Consider the following 16,964-nt stretch of genomic DNA (forward strand, 5'->3'; position numbering starts at 1 on the left):
GCTATTACGCGAGCCTACGTAATAGCACGTTACCCATTACTTTGCCTGGCTCGCGGCCACGCTGCCTTGACCTGGGTCGGTCACGTTAAAGCGCAGCACGCCGATTACCTGGCCGTCTTCGGTGAGCACGCGCACCTGCCAGCGGCCCACTGGGTTGGGTGGGAAGTTCTGCTTGTGGGTCCAGGCGCGGTAACCCTCCTTGCGCCCGCCGCGGATATCCAGCGCGATGCGGTCGACCTCTTTGCCGTTGAGCTTCCACACATGATAGATGCGCTCGTTCAGGCCCCGGGGCGCGTTGATGGCGGTGAAGGCGTACAGGCCCGTGCCGCGCAACTGGCTGGCGCTGACCTCATCGAGGCTGTCGCCAGGGGTGCGGTCTTGCAGTTCGGTGCTGATGGCCACCTCGGTCATCCACAGCGTCGCCGGTGGCACCCAGGAGCGCAGCAACCACCCGGCGGCGCCGATGGCCAGGGTCATGCCCAGCAGCATCACCGCGCCACGCCAATGGCGGATCGGAAAACTCGACGCCAGGCTGGGAAACGACAGCAGCATGGCGATGCCCAGGGCCAGTTTGAAACTTTGCGCGGTGGTCAGGTGCAGGATGATCGGCAGCGCCGTGAGCAGCACCGCGAACAGGGTCAGGGTGTGCAGCGCCAGAAACAGCCAGCGGCGCGGCGCCAGCCACTTGTAGTAGAGCGGGTCGATGATGGAAATCAGCGCCGCCGCGCCCAGCAGCCCGGTGAAAATCAACTGGCCGCTGTTCCAGGTGGTGGTGATGAAGAAAAACGGCAGGACGAAGAACAGGCTTTCCTGGTGGATCATCTGCGTCGCGTAACGCAACAGCGGCTGGGGGATTTCCTTGTTGAACACCTTGGTGAACAACTGGGTCAGGGTGTTTTCCAGCATCAGCCAGACCCAACTGACCAGCATGATGACGGCAATCCAGGTGGCCAGGCCTTGCTGGCGGTCCACCAGAATGAAACTGCCCACACCGGAGACAAAACCGCCAAGCGCAATCACCCCTGGATAGCGCTTCATCAATTCCAGAAGGCGCTGTACGTATAGGTTCCAGTTAGGCATTGGGCTGTTCACAGTTTGATGTAGGAAAAATCTCTAACAGAGTACCGCCGGTGGTGTGGGGTGGCGAGGTCGAAAACACCTCGCCCATGGCCCCTACCCTTCGTCGTCACTGCCACTCAGTGCCGCCCTCGCGAGCAGGCTCGCTCCCACAAAGGAAAAATGAAACCTTACCCGCACCCCCGTTCAACTGTGGGAGCGGGCCTTGCCCGCGATGGCGGACTGCCTGTTATTGCAGGGTTGTCTGAGCCACCGGGGGTGTTTGGTTAGCGGGTACGGCGCTTACGGCGCAGCCCCGCCCCCATCAAGCCGATCAGCAGCAGCCCCGAGCCCCCGCCCGCCCACATCAGGGTGTCGTCACTCATCAGCGGTTGCTCGATGCGCACATACCCCGGTTGGCTAAGCAATTGGCGCAGGACTTGGTTGGCCTGGTCCAGGCTGACCGCTTGCAGGCGCTTGGCGGGGTTGGAGAAGTGGCCGTCTTCGTAGTCGCCCAGGGCGCTCCAGTAGTAGTCGGCCAACGCACTATTGCCCTGCACCGCCCAGGCCTGGCGGGCGACGGCGGCTTGTTGCAGGCGGGCGAAGGTGGCCGGGTCGAGGCCGTTTTGCAACAAGTCGGCTTGCAGCGCCTTGAGCACTTGCCGGGCCTTGGGCACGTCATCGCGCGCGAGGTCGGCGCCCAGGCTGAGGAACACCGTGTCGCCAAACACTTCCCGCTCGCTCCACGGCCCATAGGACAAGCCGTGGGCCAGGCGCAATTGGCGGTACAGCGCCCAGCCCAGGTAGTCCTTGAGCAGGTCGAGGGTTTCGTAGGGTTGGTCGTCCAGGGCCGGCTCGGGGAACAGCCAGTGCAGCTTGGCGCCATTGCCGACCCAGCCTCGCAACAAGGTGCGCTGGGCGGCGGCGTTATGCTCGATCTGTGCCAGAGGCGGGTGCTCGCTGGGGTCCACCGGGTCCAGTTCGGCGAAGGTGCGCTCCAAGTAGGCCGGCAGCAGGCGATCGAGGTCACCGACCACGATAAGGGTCATGTTGTTGGGCGCATACCAGTGCTGGCGCACCTGCTCCAGTTGTTCGCGGCTCAGGTCGTGGACCTCGGCGCGCTCGGCGCACTTGAGGCCCAGTTCCACCGCCAGTTGATTGCTGGCCTTGTGGCCGATGTCCTGGCGGTCGAGCCAGCGCTGCAAGTGCGAGTAATGGCCGCCGTCCTCGCGCTCGACCACTTGCTTGGCGGCTGCCACCGCCGGGTCGTCGAGGCGGGTTTCGGTGAGCAGCGCCAGCAGCAGGTCGAGGACCTTGCGCTGGTTTTTCGCCGGGGCTTCGATCACGAAGGTGGTATCGGCGTTGCTGGTGTAGGCGTTCCACTCGCCGCCCAGGGCTTGCATGCGTTCTTCCAGGCCGCCTTCGCCGCTGGCGTCGATGCCGCTGAACAACAAGTGCTCCAGCAGGTGCGGCAGCTCTTTGTCGGCGCAACTGAAGTCGTCCATGCCCACGCCCACCACCAGGCGAATCGCCACGTGGCCCTTTTGCGTGCCCGGTTTAAGCAGCACTTGCAGGCCGTTGGGCAGCATGTAGCCCTCGACCTGGAAGCGGTCAAGGGCAAGGCTTGGGGTGGTGGCGAGCAACAGGCAAGCGAACAGCAGACAGCGCATGAAAGGGTTCCTGGCGGCTACATAAGCGGCTACAGCCTAGACGATCAAGGTGAATGAGTGACGTCACTCACCTCGTCCACCGCCAGTGCTCCAGTGTCGGCGGTTTCCAGCACCACGTAGGCGCTGCTGCAGAAGAGTGAGTTGAGACGTTTCATGTCGGCGATCAGTTCCAAATGAAGCGAGCTGGTCTCCAGGCTTTGCACGATTTTACGTTGCAAGCGGCTGACATGGGCGTGGGCAAGGCGCCGTTCCTGGGCGCGAAAGCGGCGTTTTTCGCGCAGCAATTGGCGGGCGCTTTCCTTGTCGGCGCTGAGGAACACCGACAGGCCCAGGCGCAGGTTGGCCATCAATTGGCTGTGCAGGTCGGCCAACTCCTCCAGGCCCACGTCGGAAAACGAGCGGCGCTGGGCGGTTTTCTGCTGCTGGAGCTTACGCAGCATGCGTTCGATCAAATCCCCCGCCAGCTTGAGATTGATCGCCAGTTCGATCGTCTCGGCCCAGCGCCGGCTGTCATTTTCGCTGAGGTCTTCGCGGGGCATTTGCGCCAGGTACAGCTTGATCGCGCTGTACAGCGCCTCGACGTCCTCGCCCAGGCGCCGTACTTCTTGGGTCACAGCGGTGTGTTTGCCGCGCAGCACGTCGAGCATGGCTTCGAGCATGTTGTCGATCAAATCGCCCATGCGCAGGGTTTCCCGCGCGGCATTGGCCAGGGCCAGGCTGGGGGTGGCCAGCGCAGTTGGGTCGAGGTGGCGCGGGCGGGCCAGGCCATTGGCCTCCGGGCGCTCGGGCAGCAGCCAGGCGCATAGCCGCGCCATCGGCCCGACGGTGGGCAATAGCAGCAGGCAGCGGGTGGTGTTGTAGAGCAGGTGAAACCCGATCACCAGGCCTTGGGTACTCAGGTCCAGGCTGTCCATCCAGTTCACCAGGGGGTCGAGCACCGGGATGATGAGCAGCAGGCCGATCAGTTTGTACAACAGGCTGCCCAGGGCCACTTGGCGCCCGGCCGCGTTCTGCATGCTGGTGCTCAGGAACGCCAATATGCCGCTGCCGATGTTGGCGCCGATCACCAGGCCAATGGCGACGGGCAGGCTGATAACGGCGGCGCCGGCCAGGGTGGCGGTGAGCAGCACGGCGGCCAGGCTGGAATACGAGACCATCGCGAACAGTGCGCCCACCAGGGCATCGAGCAGCAGGTCGCCGGTCAGCGAGGCGAACACCACCTTCACACCTTGGGCCTGGGTGATGGGCGCGGCGGCTTCGACGATCAGTTGCAGGGCCAGGATTATCAGGCCCAGGCCAATGCCCACGCGGCCCATCTGGCCGACGCGGGTCTGCTTGCGCGACAGGAAGAAAATCACCCCGAGGAAAATCAGCAGCGGCGACAGCCACGACAGGTCCAGGGTCAGTACCCGCGCCATCAACGCGGTGCCGACGTCGGCGCCGAGCATGGTGGCCAGGGCGGGCGTCAACGCCATCAGGCCTTGGCCGACGAACGAAGTCACCAGCATCGCCGTGGCGTTGCTGCTTTGCACCATGGCGGTGACGAGGATGCCGGCGACAAAGGCCAACGGGCGGCTGGCCATGTTCTGGCCGATCACGTGGCGCAGGTTGGAGCCGTAGACCCGCAGGATGCCGGTGCGCACGATGTGCGTGCCCCAGATCAGCAAAGTCACGGCGGAAAGCAGATTGAGCAGGGTCAGCATGTTCAGGCCCCCTGTGGCGGAATGCCCCAACGGGGCTAAGTGAACGGTGCAGCGCAAGATCTACATTGTGTATTTAAGCTGTAGTCGGCTTACCGGCGAGGCGCCAGCATTGCATAGCTAAAGAAGGGTTTGAAACAAAAGTGTCATGTGGGGGCGGGTGAAAAAGCTGTTAGGCAAGCCCCCTGTGGGAGCGGGCCGGGCGGCGCTCCCACAGGGTTTCAAGGCTTTGCCCGCCAGCCCTTACTGGCCCGGAATGTCCTTGCGCAGTTTCACCGGGTCGGTCTGCTTTTTCTTCTTGGCGATGGCGGTGCGCATTTTGATGTTCACCGCTTCAACGGCCAGGGAGAACGCCATGGCGAAGTAGACGTAGCCTTTTGGCACATGCACTGCAAAGGCTTCGGCGATCAGCACCGTACCCACCACCAGCAGGAACGACAGCGCCAGCATCTTCAGCGACGGGTGCTTGTCGATGAAGTTACTGATGGTGCCCGCGGCCAACATCATCACCAGCACGGCGACGACGATCGCGGCGACCATGACCGGCACATGGGACACCATGCCCACGGCGGTGATGACCGAGTCCAGGGAGAACACGATGTCGATGATGGCGATCTGGATGATGGTGTAGATGAAGTTGCCACCCTTGCCGGTCGGCTCGTCGTGGGTTTCGTCTTCACCTTCCAGGGCGTGGTACATCTCCTGGGAGCTTTTCCACAGCAGGAACAGGCCACCGAAGAACAGGATCAGGTCGCGCCCGGAGATACCGTGGCCGGCGACGTGGAACAGGTCGGCGGTCAGGCGCATGACCCAGGTGATCGACAACAGCAGCAGGATGCGCGTGACCATCGCCAGCGCCAGGCCGAAGATCCGCGTGCGGGCCTGCATATGCTTGGGCATACGGCTGACCAGGATCGAGATCATGATGATGTTGTCGATGCCCAGGACGATTTCCAGGGCGGTCAGTGTGAAGAAGGCAACCCAGATCTCCGGGTTGGTCAGCCATTCCATGTGTATTCCTTTGAGCGAGTGTTAAACCGCGACGGGCCTGAACCTTGAGAACCCAAAGTCTAGACCCGGCGTAGTGAATGTAGGGCTTATAGAGTGCTGAACAGCGGAAAAATCCCCATCAGCAAAGCGGCAAACATTATGCACAGGCAAACCAGCACTGCCCACTTCAAGGTGAAGCGTTGATGGTCGCCAAACTCGATTCCGGCCAGTGCCACCAGCAAATACGTGGACGGTACCAAGGGGCTGAGCAGGTGCACGGGTTGGCCGACGATGGACGCGCGGGCCATTTCCACGGCGCTGATGCCGTAATGGCTGGCGGCTTCGGCCAAAACCGGTAATACGCCGTAATAAAAAGCGTCGTTAGACATGAAAAAAGTAAACGGCATGCTCACCAGCGCCGTGATGACCGCCAGGTACGGGCCGAGGAACTCCGGGATCACCGCCAACAGGCTCTTGGACATGGCATCGACCATGCCTGTGCCCGACAGAATTCCGGTGAAAATGCCCGCAGCGAAAATCAGCCCGACCACCGCCAGCACGCTGCCGGCATGGGCCGCGACGCGGTCCTTCTGCTGTTGCAGGCAGGGGTAGTTGACGATCATCGCGATACTGAAGGCCACCATGAACAGCACCGGCAGCGGCAGCAGGCCGGCGATCAGGGTGCCCATCAGGCCCAGGGTCAGGGCGCCGTTGAACCAGATCAACTTCGGCCGGCGGGCGTCCGGGAACTGGGAAACGCTGATTTCGCTGTGGTCCACTTCGTCGCCCACCAGGTGCAATTCGCCCAGGCGCGCGCGCTCGCGCTTACCGTAGAAGTAGGCAATCGCCAGGATTGCCACCACACCGGCCAGCATCGCCGGGATCATCGGCACGAAAATATCCGACGGGTCGACATGCAGCGCACTGGCCGCCCGCGCCGTGGGGCCGCCCCAGGGCGTCATGTTCATCACCCCGCCGGCGAGAATAATCAGCCCGGCCATGATCCGCGGGCTCATGCCGATGCGGCTGTACAGCGGCAGCATGGCGGCCACGCAGATCATGTAAGTGGTGGCGCCGTCACCGTCCAGCGACACCACCAGGGCCAGCACCGCGGTGCCCACCGAAACCTTGAGCGGGTCGCCCTTGACCAGTTTGAGGATCTTGCGCACGGCCGGGTCGAACAGGCCCGAGTCGATCATCAGGGCGAAATAGAGGATGGCGAACATCAGCATCACCCCGGTCGGGGCGAGTTTGGTGATGCCTTCGAGCATCATCGGGCCGATCTTGGGCGCAAAACCGCCGAACAGGGCGAAAACGATCGGGATGATAATCAGGGCGATCAGCGCGGAGAGGCGCTTGGTCATGATGAGGAACATGAACGTGATGACCATGGCAAAGCCAAGGAAAGTCAGCATAGGAATACTCCAGGCGTAGCGCGGCTAGGGGAAAGGCGAACCGGGGGGGCGGTCAGCGCAGAACGGCGAGCACGGGGCTTACGGGGGGAGTAGGGGTCAGGCGCATAGGAGTGAACATCAGAATCACCATTGTTGTTGTTAATTGGGCCGCGTGCGCTGCAATGGCGCGTTTGGCCAACCGGTCTGGTGCCGGTAGTGGAGGCGATCCTAATAGGGCAAGCTTTCAGCCAGCTTTCGCGGAGCAAAGGAGTGGACGGCTGTCTGTCGGATAGCATCCATTATTTGAGTAGGAAAATTTTCTATTGGAGATCGGAGATATGGAGATTGCTGAGCTTCACACCGGTGGCTGCCAGTGCGGCGGGTTGCGGTATCGGTTTATGGGGCCGCTCAAGGACATTGCCCATTGCCACTGTTCGATTTGCCGGCGGGTCAGTGGTGGCATCGTGACCACTTGGATCACCCTGCCCGGCCGCGCCTTTGAATGGCTGACGGGCACGCCGGCGCGGTACGAATCTTCGCCGGGGTGTGTGCGGTACTTCTGTGCACGCTGTGGCGCCCATGTGGCGTTGGTGACCCAACTGAGCCCGGACAGCATCGACGTGACCGTCGCCACCCTCGACCACCCCCAACTGGCCCCCGCCGACCGCCATATCTGGACGCAAAGCCGTTTGCCTTGGCTGCACCTGGATGAACATTTGCCCAGGGAAGCGCAGGAAGTGTTGTAGCAAACGGTAGGGCTCAGCCCGCTGCTTTTGTAGGGGCAACGGTCTTACCTCTACCACTCGTCACCGCCATTCCGTGCCGCCATTGCGAGCAGGCCCGGTCCCACAGCGGAAAAATGAAAGCCTCACCCGCACCACCGTTCAACGGTGGGAGCGGGCCCGCCCGCGATGGCGCCGGTACACCCCACACACCTCTACTGCCTGGCCCACTGCCATCGCGGTCAAGGCCCGCTCCCACAGAAGCCCGCTCCCACAGAGGTGCTGGTGCCGATTATCAGTCCAGGTACGCGAACTGGTAGGTATCCGCGTCGATCATTACCAATTGCAGGTCATTGCTGCGGGTGTTGACGGCTTTGCCGTTGAGCAGCACCGAGGTTTCGACGCGGTAGACGCCTTGGGGCACCTGGTCGTCGAGGTTGACGGTGAAGGTGTTCTCGTAGCCGCCGCTGCCGGTGGTCTGGTTGGCGACTTTGGTGCCTTCCTTGAACGGCGTGGTGGCGCCCGGTTCGTAGAGGCGCACTTGTTCCTTGATCTCGTTGACCGCCTGCTGGCTGCCGTTGATGGCAACGATGTTGGAGACGATCTGGATCGGCTGGCCGCGCTTGACGGTGGCGCCGGGTTTGATGCTGGTCTGGTAGCTGACCAGTTGCGGGTCGCTGGTCACACGCTTGCCGGCGGCCTTGTATTGGTCTTCGACTTGCTGGCTGCTCTGGGTCTGCACGGTTTTGGCGTTGATGACAAAGCACACCGCCAGCCCTGCCGCGCCGCCCAGGGCTGCGCCTGTGCCGCGATCCTTCTTGCCGCTCACGGCGGCACCCGCAGCGGCGGCGCCGGCGATGGCCAAGCCACATTTGACCCAGTCACCGCCGCTCCACTTGGTTGGGTCCATATCGACGTTGGCACAGCTTTGCAGGCCGAACAGGGAAACCAGTCCGAGGACGAGAAGACGCTTGTTTGAAGGGCGGCGGGTAGCGGTCATCGAGTCACTTCCTTAAGGGGCGAAAAGGGGCAGGCACGGTCCGGCTCATCATTCGATGGTGGTCCGGTTCAGGGCCTGGGTACGCTGTTGTTCGGCCTGGCGGATGATGTTGAGCGCCTGGCGGTTGCCTGGGTCCATGGTCAGCACCACGTTGGCCACGGCAATAGCCGATTGGTAATCCTTGCGCCCCAGGGCCCGTTTGGCCTGCTCCAGGGATTGGCCGAGCACACCGGGGTTGGCGCCGCTGTTGTTCTGGCGCGGGGCGACGGGCCGGGTGGTCGGCAGGGAGTTTTGCTGCTGTTGTTCGCGCAGTTTGTCGGCGAGCATTTTTTGCTGTTCTTGCAGGCGCTTGTCCAACTCGCGCTGTTGTTGTTCGCGCTCGCGGTCGGCGTCCTTGGCCAGTTTGTCGCGCTTGGCCTGTTCTTGTGCGGCCAGCCGCGCGGCTTCGGCGGCTTTTTGCGCCTGTTGCGCTTGCTGCTCGCGCTCAAGCCCAGCCTGGGCCCGTTGCAGCAGGCTCACGGCGCGGGGGTCTTTGCTGTCCTTTTGCAGGGCCTGTTCGGCGTTTTCCAGGGCGCAGCTGTACTGGTTGCTGCGCAGGCAATCATTGGCGGCCTGCACGTGCTGCTCGAACTGCTGCTGGGTTTGGCGGGCGCCGGTTTGGTAAAGCCAATAGCTGCTCACAGCACCGAGCACCATCACGCCCAGTAGCACTTTCTTCATGCCGCGCCCGGAGGGCGGCAAGGGTTGCACGTTGGCGGTGGGCGGCCGCTCGGGTGCAGGGGCTTTCGCCGCTGGCACTGGCTTGGCGGCGGGCGGTTTTTCCACCTGCTTGATATCGAATTCCAACGCCGGTGCCGGCGTTTCGGCCTTGGCCACCGGCGCGGCAGGCTTGACCACTGGCGCCACTGCGGGCGGTGCCTTGGGCGTGGGCGCCACGACAGCGGCCACACCGCAGAACGGGCAGTGTTTCACCGGGCCGCAGAGCGCCTTGCCACAGGCGCTGTTGGCGCAGGTGGCGGGGAACCCGGCGGTTTTTGCAGACACGGACATAGGGCTCAGGTCTCGGTTCAGATAGCGGGCGGCGGTGCGGCACCGAAGGCGACGGGCGGGCCGCCGACAGCCGGGGCGAACAGGTGCGCCAGCTCAGGCATCTGCCCGGCGCTCGCCCATGCGGCCATGCCTTCACGCCACAACTGGCTGTCGCGGGTGATTTGCCCGGTCTGCACGTATTGCTGCAACTGCGCGACGGTGTACGGCCCGTAGTTGGTGCCGCTGACGCTCAGGTGGTAGTTGAACTGCGGCACGTTGAGCGGTGGCGGGGCCATGCCCGGGCCGCCCGGCGGTGGCGGTACGGCCGCGCCCGGTGCGGCAGGCATGCCCGGAGCCTGGGCAGGCGCCGCCGCTACCGGGTTGAGCAGGCTTTCGAGCCAACCGGCAGTGAAGAACTCTTTGCGCAGGGCGATTTTCTCGCCGTGCTCTTTGTGCACTTCGTCGACATAGACATCGCCCAGGGAGCCGTCGATCGGCTCGGCGAACTGCGCCAGTAGGCCCTTGGCCTGTTGGATCAGTTGCTCAGCGGTGTCCGGCGCCAGGCGCTTGAGGCGCTGTTCGTATTCTTTTTTCAGCAGTTCGGCGATTTTGTTCGGGAAGGTGCGCGCCAGGGTGGAGCGGCCCTTGATGTCCAGGCGCATGTTGGCGCGGTAGGCGTTGCGGGCGTAATCGTCGAACAGCACATGCAGCGCAGCCATTTGCAGCGGCGTGCTCAGGGCCGCTACGCGTTTGCGCAGTTGCTCTTCGATGTCGCGGTGCTGGTTAGAGCTGATGCCGCTCTGGCGGATGGCGAATTCGTCGCCCACCGAGAAGTAGTCCTGGTCGAGCACGAACTCGTAGCGCCCGTTCTTGGCGCGGCTCAGCACGCCCAGGCCGACGCAGTGCAGGTAGAGTTTGAAGTCCTCGGCGAACTTGCGGTAATCCTCCTGGCTGAACTGGATCGGCTGCACGAATTGGCTGATGCGCTTGTGCACATGCAGCGGGATGCGTTCGCTTTCCTTGCTGTAGCAGGCCTCGTAGGTGGACATCGGCGTCAGCGCCGGCACCGGGAAGCCGCTCAGTTCGGTGTAGCAGATCAACTTGCCGGGGGTGCCCGACTCCACGAAGTCGATCTGCCCGGCGGTCATGCCGGTGCCGGTGGGCAGGCACTGGCCAATCATGGCGCCGTACATACGCTTGAACTCGCCGGCGTCATTCACCCCGATCAGGCAGGTGAAGCTGTCCTTGTCGGTCTCAAAGCCGCCATTGCCGCTCAGTGGCACCCACGGCATGGCGCGTTGCAGCAGCAGGCGGAACTTCTCGCGTTGCTCGTCCGGGGTCAGGGCGCTGAGGGCCACCAGCAGCGGGTCGGTGCCGACTTTTTGCGGCGGCATCTGCTGCACGGCTTTGTTGCGCAGCTTGCCCAGCAGTTCTTCCTGGCCTTTGTCGGTTTGCAGTTTGTCGAACAGGGTCTTGGAGCCGCCGAAATCCTTGAAGGCGTCTTTGGCCCATTCGCGTACCTGCGGGCCGTCCACCGGCTCTTCCTCGCCGCCCTGCACCAGTTTGAGCTGGATCAGGGTGGCGTGTTCTTCCTTGATGCTGGCGTCGATCTTCGCGATGTCGGTGTCGATGCGCCGCAGCAGGCTGTCCACCGCGTTGCGCCCGTCTTGCAGGCGGCCGACGAAGCCGTTCCAGATGGCGCGGCCGTTGTGGTCCACCGAGGCTTTGTTGCCCAGCCACTCGGAGATCTCACGCAGCAGTTGCGCCGCTTCGCGGGCCGCGACGTGGCGCACGTAGAACAGCAGGCTTTCGCGCAGGGTGTCCTTGACCTGGGTGAGCACCGTCTCGGCTTGTTTTTCCTTGCCGCTCAGGCGTGCCAGCAGGCCTTTGCCGGTGGTTTCCTTGAGGCGTTCGAATTCGCGGGCCAGTTCCGAGGATTCCAGCTTCTCGGACAGCTCCTTGAAGCGCGCGGCGTTCTTTTCCAGGGCCGGGATGATGCCGTTGCTGCCGTTTTCCAGGCGATCCTTGAGCATCTCCACCAGCGCCAGGGTGTAATCCAGGCCACCGCGTTCGTCGTCGTCGAGGCGGCGGAAGAGTTTTTCCGGCAAGGCGTCTTCTTGCACCAGGGCGGCCAGGCGTTTCTGGCGGTTTTCCTTGATGCGCACTTCGTGGTTGCGCTCGGCGCTGTCGATGCTGCTGCCCTTGGTGTCGCGTTCCAGTTGCTGCTGGATTTCCCGCACGTGGGTCAGCCACTGGTCCTTGTCGGCGCCGCCGTTTTGCAGGCGCTCGAACAGGGTTTCGACCTTGTGCTCGATCTGCGCGGTAACGCTGTTATCGCCCTCGACTTGCAGCAGATCGTCGGCGATCTGGTAGTGGGTGAACTCGCCTGTGGCCAGGGTCAGTTCGACCTTGGAGAGGAAGTCCGGCAGCTCGGTGAAGGTGCGCGGGGTGACGTTGAGCTGTTCCTTGAGGAACTCGTCGCGCTCTTTGTCGGTGGGGCGGTTGCCGTTGGCACTGGCGTTGGCCACGCCGAAGAACGCCTTGAGCATCTGCTGCACCTGGCGATTGAGGCGCACGTTCTTGCGCGCGTCGATCTGGGTGTCCAGCACAGCCTGGCCCACGGAGGAGTAGGCGCAGGGGAAAGTCAGTTGGATGTCGTCGCCGTAGTCCTGGGGCAAGCCGACGATGTAGTTGCGGATCTTGAACTGGTTCTGGTTGACGGCGATGGAGCGCTTCTTGTTGGCGAAATCCTGGGAGGTGAAGTCGGTGAACAGCACGTCCGAGAGCATCTCGTAGATGTCTTCCTGGTTCTCGGTCTTGGACAGGCACAGGTTGGTGTTGTCGATGAAGTACACGTCATCGAAGGGCCGCGAGTCGATGAACAGGTTGTCCTTGGCGTCCCAGTGCTTGAGCAGCGGCGCGCCGCGCATGCAGGTTTCCAGCTCCATCAGCGCCGCGTAGCCGTTGGCCTGGACGCGGTCGCTGTTGTGCCTGAGGAAGCCGCCCGGCATCACGCTGAACAGGTCAACCTTACCGGTGATGTTGTTTTCCTTGAGGATCGCCTTGGCCAGGTAACCCATGTCCAGGAACGCACCGGAGCCGGTGCCGCCGGCGATGGAGCCGGCGATGACGATGCGGATCTTGCCGGGGTCGATCTCCAGGCCCAGTTTTTTCAGTTTGTCGGCGCCGCTGCCGATGTTGCTCAGCAGGCGGCTGACCTTGTCGCGCAGCTTGTTACGGATCAGCGGGTACTTGTCATAGAAGTACAGGCGCGACAGGGCGCGGATCTGCCCGGCGCCCTTGGAGGGGTCGATGCCCAGTTCGCGGATTTTCTCCGGCGTCAGCGGGAACCACTCGGCCACTTCGCGGTGCTTGTTCAGCTCGTCCAGGGAGTGGGTGTATTTGCTCAGGTTGAGCTGTTCGATGATTTTTTCTTCGGCGGTGAAGGCCACTTGCTCGGCCAGCACGTCGGTCTTGATCGACTTGCCGTCCTGGGTCACTTCGCCGGAATCGAGGTCCAGGTTGATGAACTGCACCAAGGGGAAATCGGAGATGTTCTGGATCTGGGTATTACCGCCCCAGATGGCGTTGAGGATGCGCCGGCGCAGACGGATGTTGATCTTCATGCCGGTGCCGCCGAGGGCGATGAACAACGTGGGATGGATTTTCTCGCTGACCTGTTTGGCGGCGGTTGCCTGGCCGTTGACCTGTTCGTTCTCGTTCATCTGAAACTCCATGAGCCCACGTTGGGCTGGCCTTGTTCTCGGCGTTTATCTGTTTCTGGCAGGCGCCCGGCAAGCCAGGCGCCCACAGGGGGCTTAGCGCTTGGCCGAAAAGGTCATTAACCAGGCAATCAGCGACAGCAGCGCCACGCCGCCCAGCGGGGCCAGGTACAGCGGCACCAGGAACTGCCCGGAATTGATGACCGCCAGCACCGCCATCGCCGAAACCATCAGCAGGCCCAGGAACAGGAACCAGCCCGAGGCGTTGGCGCGGCTTGGCGCGACGCGCTCGCGCACGCGCCAGTTGGCGTAGGCGTTTTTGATGACGAAGAAGACGATTGCCAGCACCACCAGCACGGCCACACCGATCAGCGCATCGCGGCTATCGACTTTTTTCGGGCCCAGGTCCAGCCCGCCCGGCGTCGGCACGCTCAGGGTGGTGGTCGTGGTGACGGCGGCCGCGGGGGCTTCGCTTTCAATCGGGGCTGGCAATGCGCTGGTTTGGGCCATCGGTGAATTTTCCTTGGGTGCTGATAGGGGTTACTTGAGGCGTACGGCAATGTCGGGCGATTTGTTCTCGAGCTTGGCGCCGAACAGGCCGCGCTTGAGGGTCGCCACTTTGTTCTGCTGCGCGTCGTAGACGCTGGCGCTGCTGAACGGTTTGAGCGGGTAATTCTGGGCCAGGCCTTCGACGATCACGGTGAAGGACTTCTTGCCGGCGATCAGGGCCTTGGCCAGCAACAGGCCGGCGAGCAATAGCACGAACAGGCCGAACAGCAGCAACACCGGCCCCAGCGGGTAGCTGATGCGCAGTTCGATGGGCAGGCGGGTGGCCGAGGCGCCGGCTTCGTTGGACGGCACGAACACGTCGGGCAAGGCGTCGCCGGGGAAGAGTTCGTTCATGCGCGCGACGAATTGCTGGGAAATGCGCAGTTGCTGCTCGCTCAGGCGCACTTCAATCGCCCCGGCGCGTGAATAGCCGCTGGAGAACAGCACTTCGCTGGACCACTGGGACGGCAGCGGCGGCAATTGCAGGCTGATGGCCAGCTCCGGTGAACGGGCGCCGGGCTCAAGGTCGGTCAGGCGATCCAGGGAAATGCTCGACTGCAAGGCTTCGCCGGGCATGTCCAGGCGCATGTCGATCTTGGCGTCGTGGATCTGGTAGGGGTTGAACTGGTTCTCGAACTTACCCAGCAGCACGGCGGTTTTCGCCGAGCCATCGACCTTGACGTTGAGGATCACGGTTTGTTGGTCGCCGGCCAGTTCGGCGCTGACGTCGGGGGTGTCTTTCACGCCCGTGGGGATGAAGCGCACGGCGGCTTCGGTCAACGGCTTGAGGCGCACGCGGTCGTCGTTGAGCAACGTGGCCAGGGCCGGTTGGGCCAGCACTTGCTCCAAGGCCACGCCGGCCTTCGCGCCGTAGGCCAGGGCGTAGATCATCAGGCCGTTGGCTTCGTAGTTAGTGCCCTTGACCGGCATTTTCTGCGGGAACGCGGCGATGCGGCTAATCACCGCTTCTTTGTGCAGCAGGTCGTAGAACTCGCGGTTCTTGGCCTGGGTTTCGCCGCTGTTGTTGGGGCTGTTCTTGTTGTTGGTGATGATCCAGACGATCCCTTCGCGCCCTTCCAGGCCGGTGGTGATCGCCGCCATCAGCGCTTCCTTGAAGTCGGTGTCGGCGTAGGCGCCGCTGGCTTTGCGCGCCAGGGCCAGGTTGTTGACGCTCTCGGCCAACTTGGCGTGGGTGCCCGGGCCGCGGAATTTCCAGTCCGGCGAAGGGTGCTGGGCGTCGGCCTGGTTGAAGCCGCCGATCACCACTTCGCTGCTGCCGGCGGCGGCAGCGGCCAGTTGGATCACCAGGGGTTTGAAGGGCGACGCCGGGTCCAGGTAGAAGGGCTCCATCCAGCCGGAGTTCTGCACCAAAAACACCTGGCGCACAGGCTCGGCGGCAACCAGGCCACTGGCCAGGCTCAGGACGATCAACAGGCCACGGCGTAGCAACAGGCTTATGCCTTCCATCGAAAAAGTGCTCCGGATGAGTCGATGTACAGCCACAAGGCCTGATCGAAAAAGAACCACTGGGCGTTCCAGGGTTTGCTGACTTTGAGCGGCAGGCGCAGGGCCACTTCGCCGATGCGTTCCAGGCAAAATTCGCTATCGACGGCGGCATCGCTGTCAAACAGGCTCTGCACGCTGCCGCTGTCACGGTTGACCCGCAACGACAGCAGCAGCCTGTCGCGGCTGAACTCGATGAACGGGTAGCGCACTTCCCGTGTCATCGGGTTGTTGTGTTCGTCGTGCTCGTCCCAGGGCTGGTCCAGGCGCACGTTGAACATGTAGTTCAAATGGCCGGTGCCAAGGCGTGTGCCTTTGATCGTGCGGCGTTCCTGCGAGCCCAGTCGTAGGTAGCTCTGGCCGTCGGCGTCGAACAGCAGTTGCCACCAGCCGTAGCCGTCGAGGAACGGCGGGCCGAGTTCGGGTTTGGCCGTGGCGCCGATGGGCCACGGCAGCCATTGGGCCTGCACGCTTTCGCCCAGTTGCGCCACCAGGTAGCCCTGCTCGCCGATCCATAGCAGGCGCCGCGAGGCCGGGTCGCGCAGCGGCGCCGAGAGGCGGTTCATCTGCGCTGCCGTGGCGTTGGCTACCGGGTGCTGGGTCCAGCCGCCCTCGGCGCCGGGGCTGGCCAGGCACACGCTGCCGTCGGCCAGGGCCAGCGGCACGAAGGTGTGCTCGGCCAAATCCCCTGGCGCGCCGAGGGCACGGCCGGCGCAGCGGTCCACTTGGTAGCTGAGGGCCAGCGGATCGACGCTGACCCGCGTCGCGCCTTCGTCACCGGCCACAATCAGTTTTTGCTCGCGCCCTTCGCCTTGCAGCGCCACACCCCAGGCCCAGTTTTCCAGGCTGGTGCGGCCGATGGGCGTGGTGCGCGGCAATACCGCCAGCCATTTGTGCGAGCCGCGCTGCCAGAGGAACAGGCCCCCTTCCCGGCTCAGGCTGAACAAGGCGTCGCGGTGCCCGCCCAATTGGCCGACAAAGAAATTCAGGCCGTTCTTGCGTGGCGCAGCGAGGGCTTGTTTGCTGCTGTCCAGGTCGCGGCCGGGGCTGGCGAGCAAGTGCTGGTAGAGGCTGGCCAGGGTGCGCTCGGCGCTGTCCAGGTCGCATTCGTCATCGACCACCCGGCGGCCGCTGCCATTGCCATAGGGCGGCAGCCAGCGGCGGTCTTTCTGATAGGCCACGGGGGTGAGCTTCTGGCCAGTAAGGGGGCAGAAGGCAAAATCGGCAGGCAAGTAGGTATCTGTACTGCTCGACGGGGCGCGTTTGGCCCCGACGGCGTAGTCCAGATCGACCAGATCGGCGTCAGGCGTCACCCCAGCGACCTTCACCAGGGTGAAGGTGCTGTCGCCTGTTTGCGCCCAGAGCTGTTCGTCGAGTTGCCACGCGTACGCACGGTCGTCACCGGCTACATCCATATATACCTACCGAAACCCATAAAACATGCGTGCTGGCCATTGCCTGGAGGGGTCAGGCAACCACTTCAAAAAGAGGGTGAGTGCTTGGCGGCGCTGCCGGGGCGAAACCCGGTGACAGGCGCCAAACTGCTGGCGTAAAGCCCGCTAAATAACGGCGGAATAGTGGCACACTGATAAATGTTGTCAACCTTTGCCGCTCAAGGCTGTAGGAGGT

The 16,964-nt window shown here is 63.4% G+C and carries 12 protein-coding genes; 1 reads left to right on the forward strand and 11 read right to left on the reverse strand.

Features of this window, described 5'->3' with window-relative positions; genetic code table 11:
• Positions 1–36: 36 nt before the first annotated feature.
• The 5 genes from AC19YR_RS12770 to AC19YR_RS12790 form a co-directional block, all read right to left on the reverse strand.
• Positions 37–1,080 carry a DUF5924 family protein gene (locus AC19YR_RS12770; RefSeq protein WP_095110315.1) on the reverse strand — a complete coding sequence of 348 codons (1,044 nt, stop codon included), beginning with the start codon at positions 1,078–1,080 and terminating at the stop codon, positions 37–39.
• Between the two features lie 263 nt (positions 1,081–1,343).
• Positions 1,344–2,726, reverse strand: coding sequence for a M16 family metallopeptidase (locus tag AC19YR_RS12775; RefSeq protein WP_500598703.1), 1,383 nt, complete (start codon positions 2,724–2,726; stop codon positions 1,344–1,346).
• A gap of 44 nt (positions 2,727–2,770) precedes the next feature.
• Entirely contained in the window at positions 2,771–4,429 is a 1,659-nt protein-coding gene (locus AC19YR_RS12780) for a Na/Pi cotransporter family protein (RefSeq protein ID WP_500598704.1), read from the reverse strand.
• A 240-nt stretch (positions 4,430–4,669) separates the two neighbouring features.
• Positions 4,670–5,437, reverse strand: a complete 768-nt coding sequence (locus AC19YR_RS12785) for a TerC family protein (protein WP_095110319.1) — start codon at positions 5,435–5,437, stop codon at positions 4,670–4,672.
• A gap of 86 nt (positions 5,438–5,523) precedes the next feature.
• Positions 5,524–6,831, reverse strand: coding sequence for a CitMHS family transporter (locus AC19YR_RS12790; RefSeq protein ID WP_095110321.1), 1,308 nt, complete (start codon positions 6,829–6,831; stop codon positions 5,524–5,526).
• Between the two features lie 323 nt (positions 6,832–7,154).
• On the opposite strand from AC19YR_RS12790, the gene AC19YR_RS12795 reads away from it, so the two are divergent.
• Positions 7,155–7,556: a GFA family protein gene (locus AC19YR_RS12795; protein WP_095110376.1), complete on the forward strand. Its 402-nt coding sequence runs from the start codon at positions 7,155–7,157 to the stop codon at positions 7,554–7,556.
• Between the two features lie 271 nt (positions 7,557–7,827).
• Here the strand turns inward: AC19YR_RS12795 and AC19YR_RS12800 are convergent, their stop codons facing one another.
• The 6 genes from AC19YR_RS12800 to AC19YR_RS12825 form a co-directional block, all read right to left on the reverse strand.
• Positions 7,828–8,532 (reverse strand): hypothetical protein, encoded by a 705-nt coding sequence (locus tag AC19YR_RS12800; protein ID WP_095110325.1) that lies wholly within the window; start codon positions 8,530–8,532, stop codon positions 7,828–7,830.
• A gap of 48 nt (positions 8,533–8,580) precedes the next feature.
• On the reverse strand, positions 8,581–9,582 hold the full coding sequence (locus AC19YR_RS12805; protein WP_095110328.1) for a hypothetical protein: 1,002 nt from the start codon (positions 9,580–9,582) through the stop codon (positions 8,581–8,583).
• A gap of 17 nt (positions 9,583–9,599) precedes the next feature.
• Positions 9,600–13,286, reverse strand: a complete 3,687-nt coding sequence (locus tag AC19YR_RS12810; protein ID WP_500598706.1) for a tubulin-like doman-containing protein — start codon at positions 13,284–13,286, stop codon at positions 9,600–9,602.
• Positions 13,287–13,379: 93 nt separating this feature from the next.
• Complete coding sequence (locus AC19YR_RS12815) at positions 13,380–13,793, reverse strand: hypothetical protein (protein WP_095110333.1); 414 nt, start codon at positions 13,791–13,793, stop codon at positions 13,380–13,382.
• 30 nt (positions 13,794–13,823) lie between these two features.
• The gene (locus tag AC19YR_RS12820) at positions 13,824–15,299 is read right to left on the reverse strand and encodes a hypothetical protein (RefSeq protein WP_500598707.1); all 1,476 of its coding nucleotides are present in this window, start codon (positions 15,297–15,299) and stop codon (positions 13,824–13,826) included.
• Complete coding sequence (locus AC19YR_RS12825; RefSeq protein WP_500598708.1) at positions 15,287–16,750, reverse strand: hypothetical protein; 1,464 nt, start codon at positions 16,748–16,750, stop codon at positions 15,287–15,289. The genes AC19YR_RS12820 and AC19YR_RS12825 overlap by 13 nt, the downstream gene beginning before the upstream one ends.
• Between the last annotated feature and the right edge of the window lie 214 nt (positions 16,751–16,964).

Source organism: Pseudomonas sp. MF08817, from assembly GCF_059862705.1.

Coding starts and splice junctions, on each gene's coding strand:
- AC19YR_RS12810 (WP_500598706.1), bottom strand. CDS start 13,286: ATGAACGAGAACGAACAGGTCAACGGCCAGGCAACCGCCGCCAAACAG.
- AC19YR_RS12770 (WP_095110315.1), bottom strand. CDS start 1,080: ATGCCTAACTGGAACCTATACGTACAGCGCCTTCTGGAATTGATGAAG.
- AC19YR_RS12785 (WP_095110319.1), bottom strand. CDS start 5,437: ATGGAATGGCTGACCAACCCGGAGATCTGGGTTGCCTTCTTCACACTG.
- AC19YR_RS12825 (WP_500598708.1), bottom strand. CDS start 16,750: ATGGATGTAGCCGGTGACGACCGTGCGTACGCGTGGCAACTCGACGAA.
- AC19YR_RS12780 (WP_500598704.1), bottom strand. CDS start 4,429: ATGCTGACCCTGCTCAATCTGCTTTCCGCCGTGACTTTGCTGATCTGG.
- AC19YR_RS12790 (WP_095110321.1), bottom strand. CDS start 6,831: ATGCTGACTTTCCTTGGCTTTGCCATGGTCATCACGTTCATGTTCCTC.
- AC19YR_RS12805 (WP_095110328.1), bottom strand. CDS start 9,582: ATGTCCGTGTCTGCAAAAACCGCCGGGTTCCCCGCCACCTGCGCCAAC.
- AC19YR_RS12775 (WP_500598703.1), bottom strand. CDS start 2,726: ATGCGCTGTCTGCTGTTCGCTTGCCTGTTGCTCGCCACCACCCCAAGC.
- AC19YR_RS12820 (WP_500598707.1), bottom strand. CDS start 15,299: ATGGAAGGCATAAGCCTGTTGCTACGCCGTGGCCTGTTGATCGTCCTG.
- AC19YR_RS12815 (WP_095110333.1), bottom strand. CDS start 13,793: ATGGCCCAAACCAGCGCATTGCCAGCCCCGATTGAAAGCGAAGCCCCC.
- AC19YR_RS12800 (WP_095110325.1), bottom strand. CDS start 8,532: ATGACCGCTACCCGCCGCCCTTCAAACAAGCGTCTTCTCGTCCTCGGA.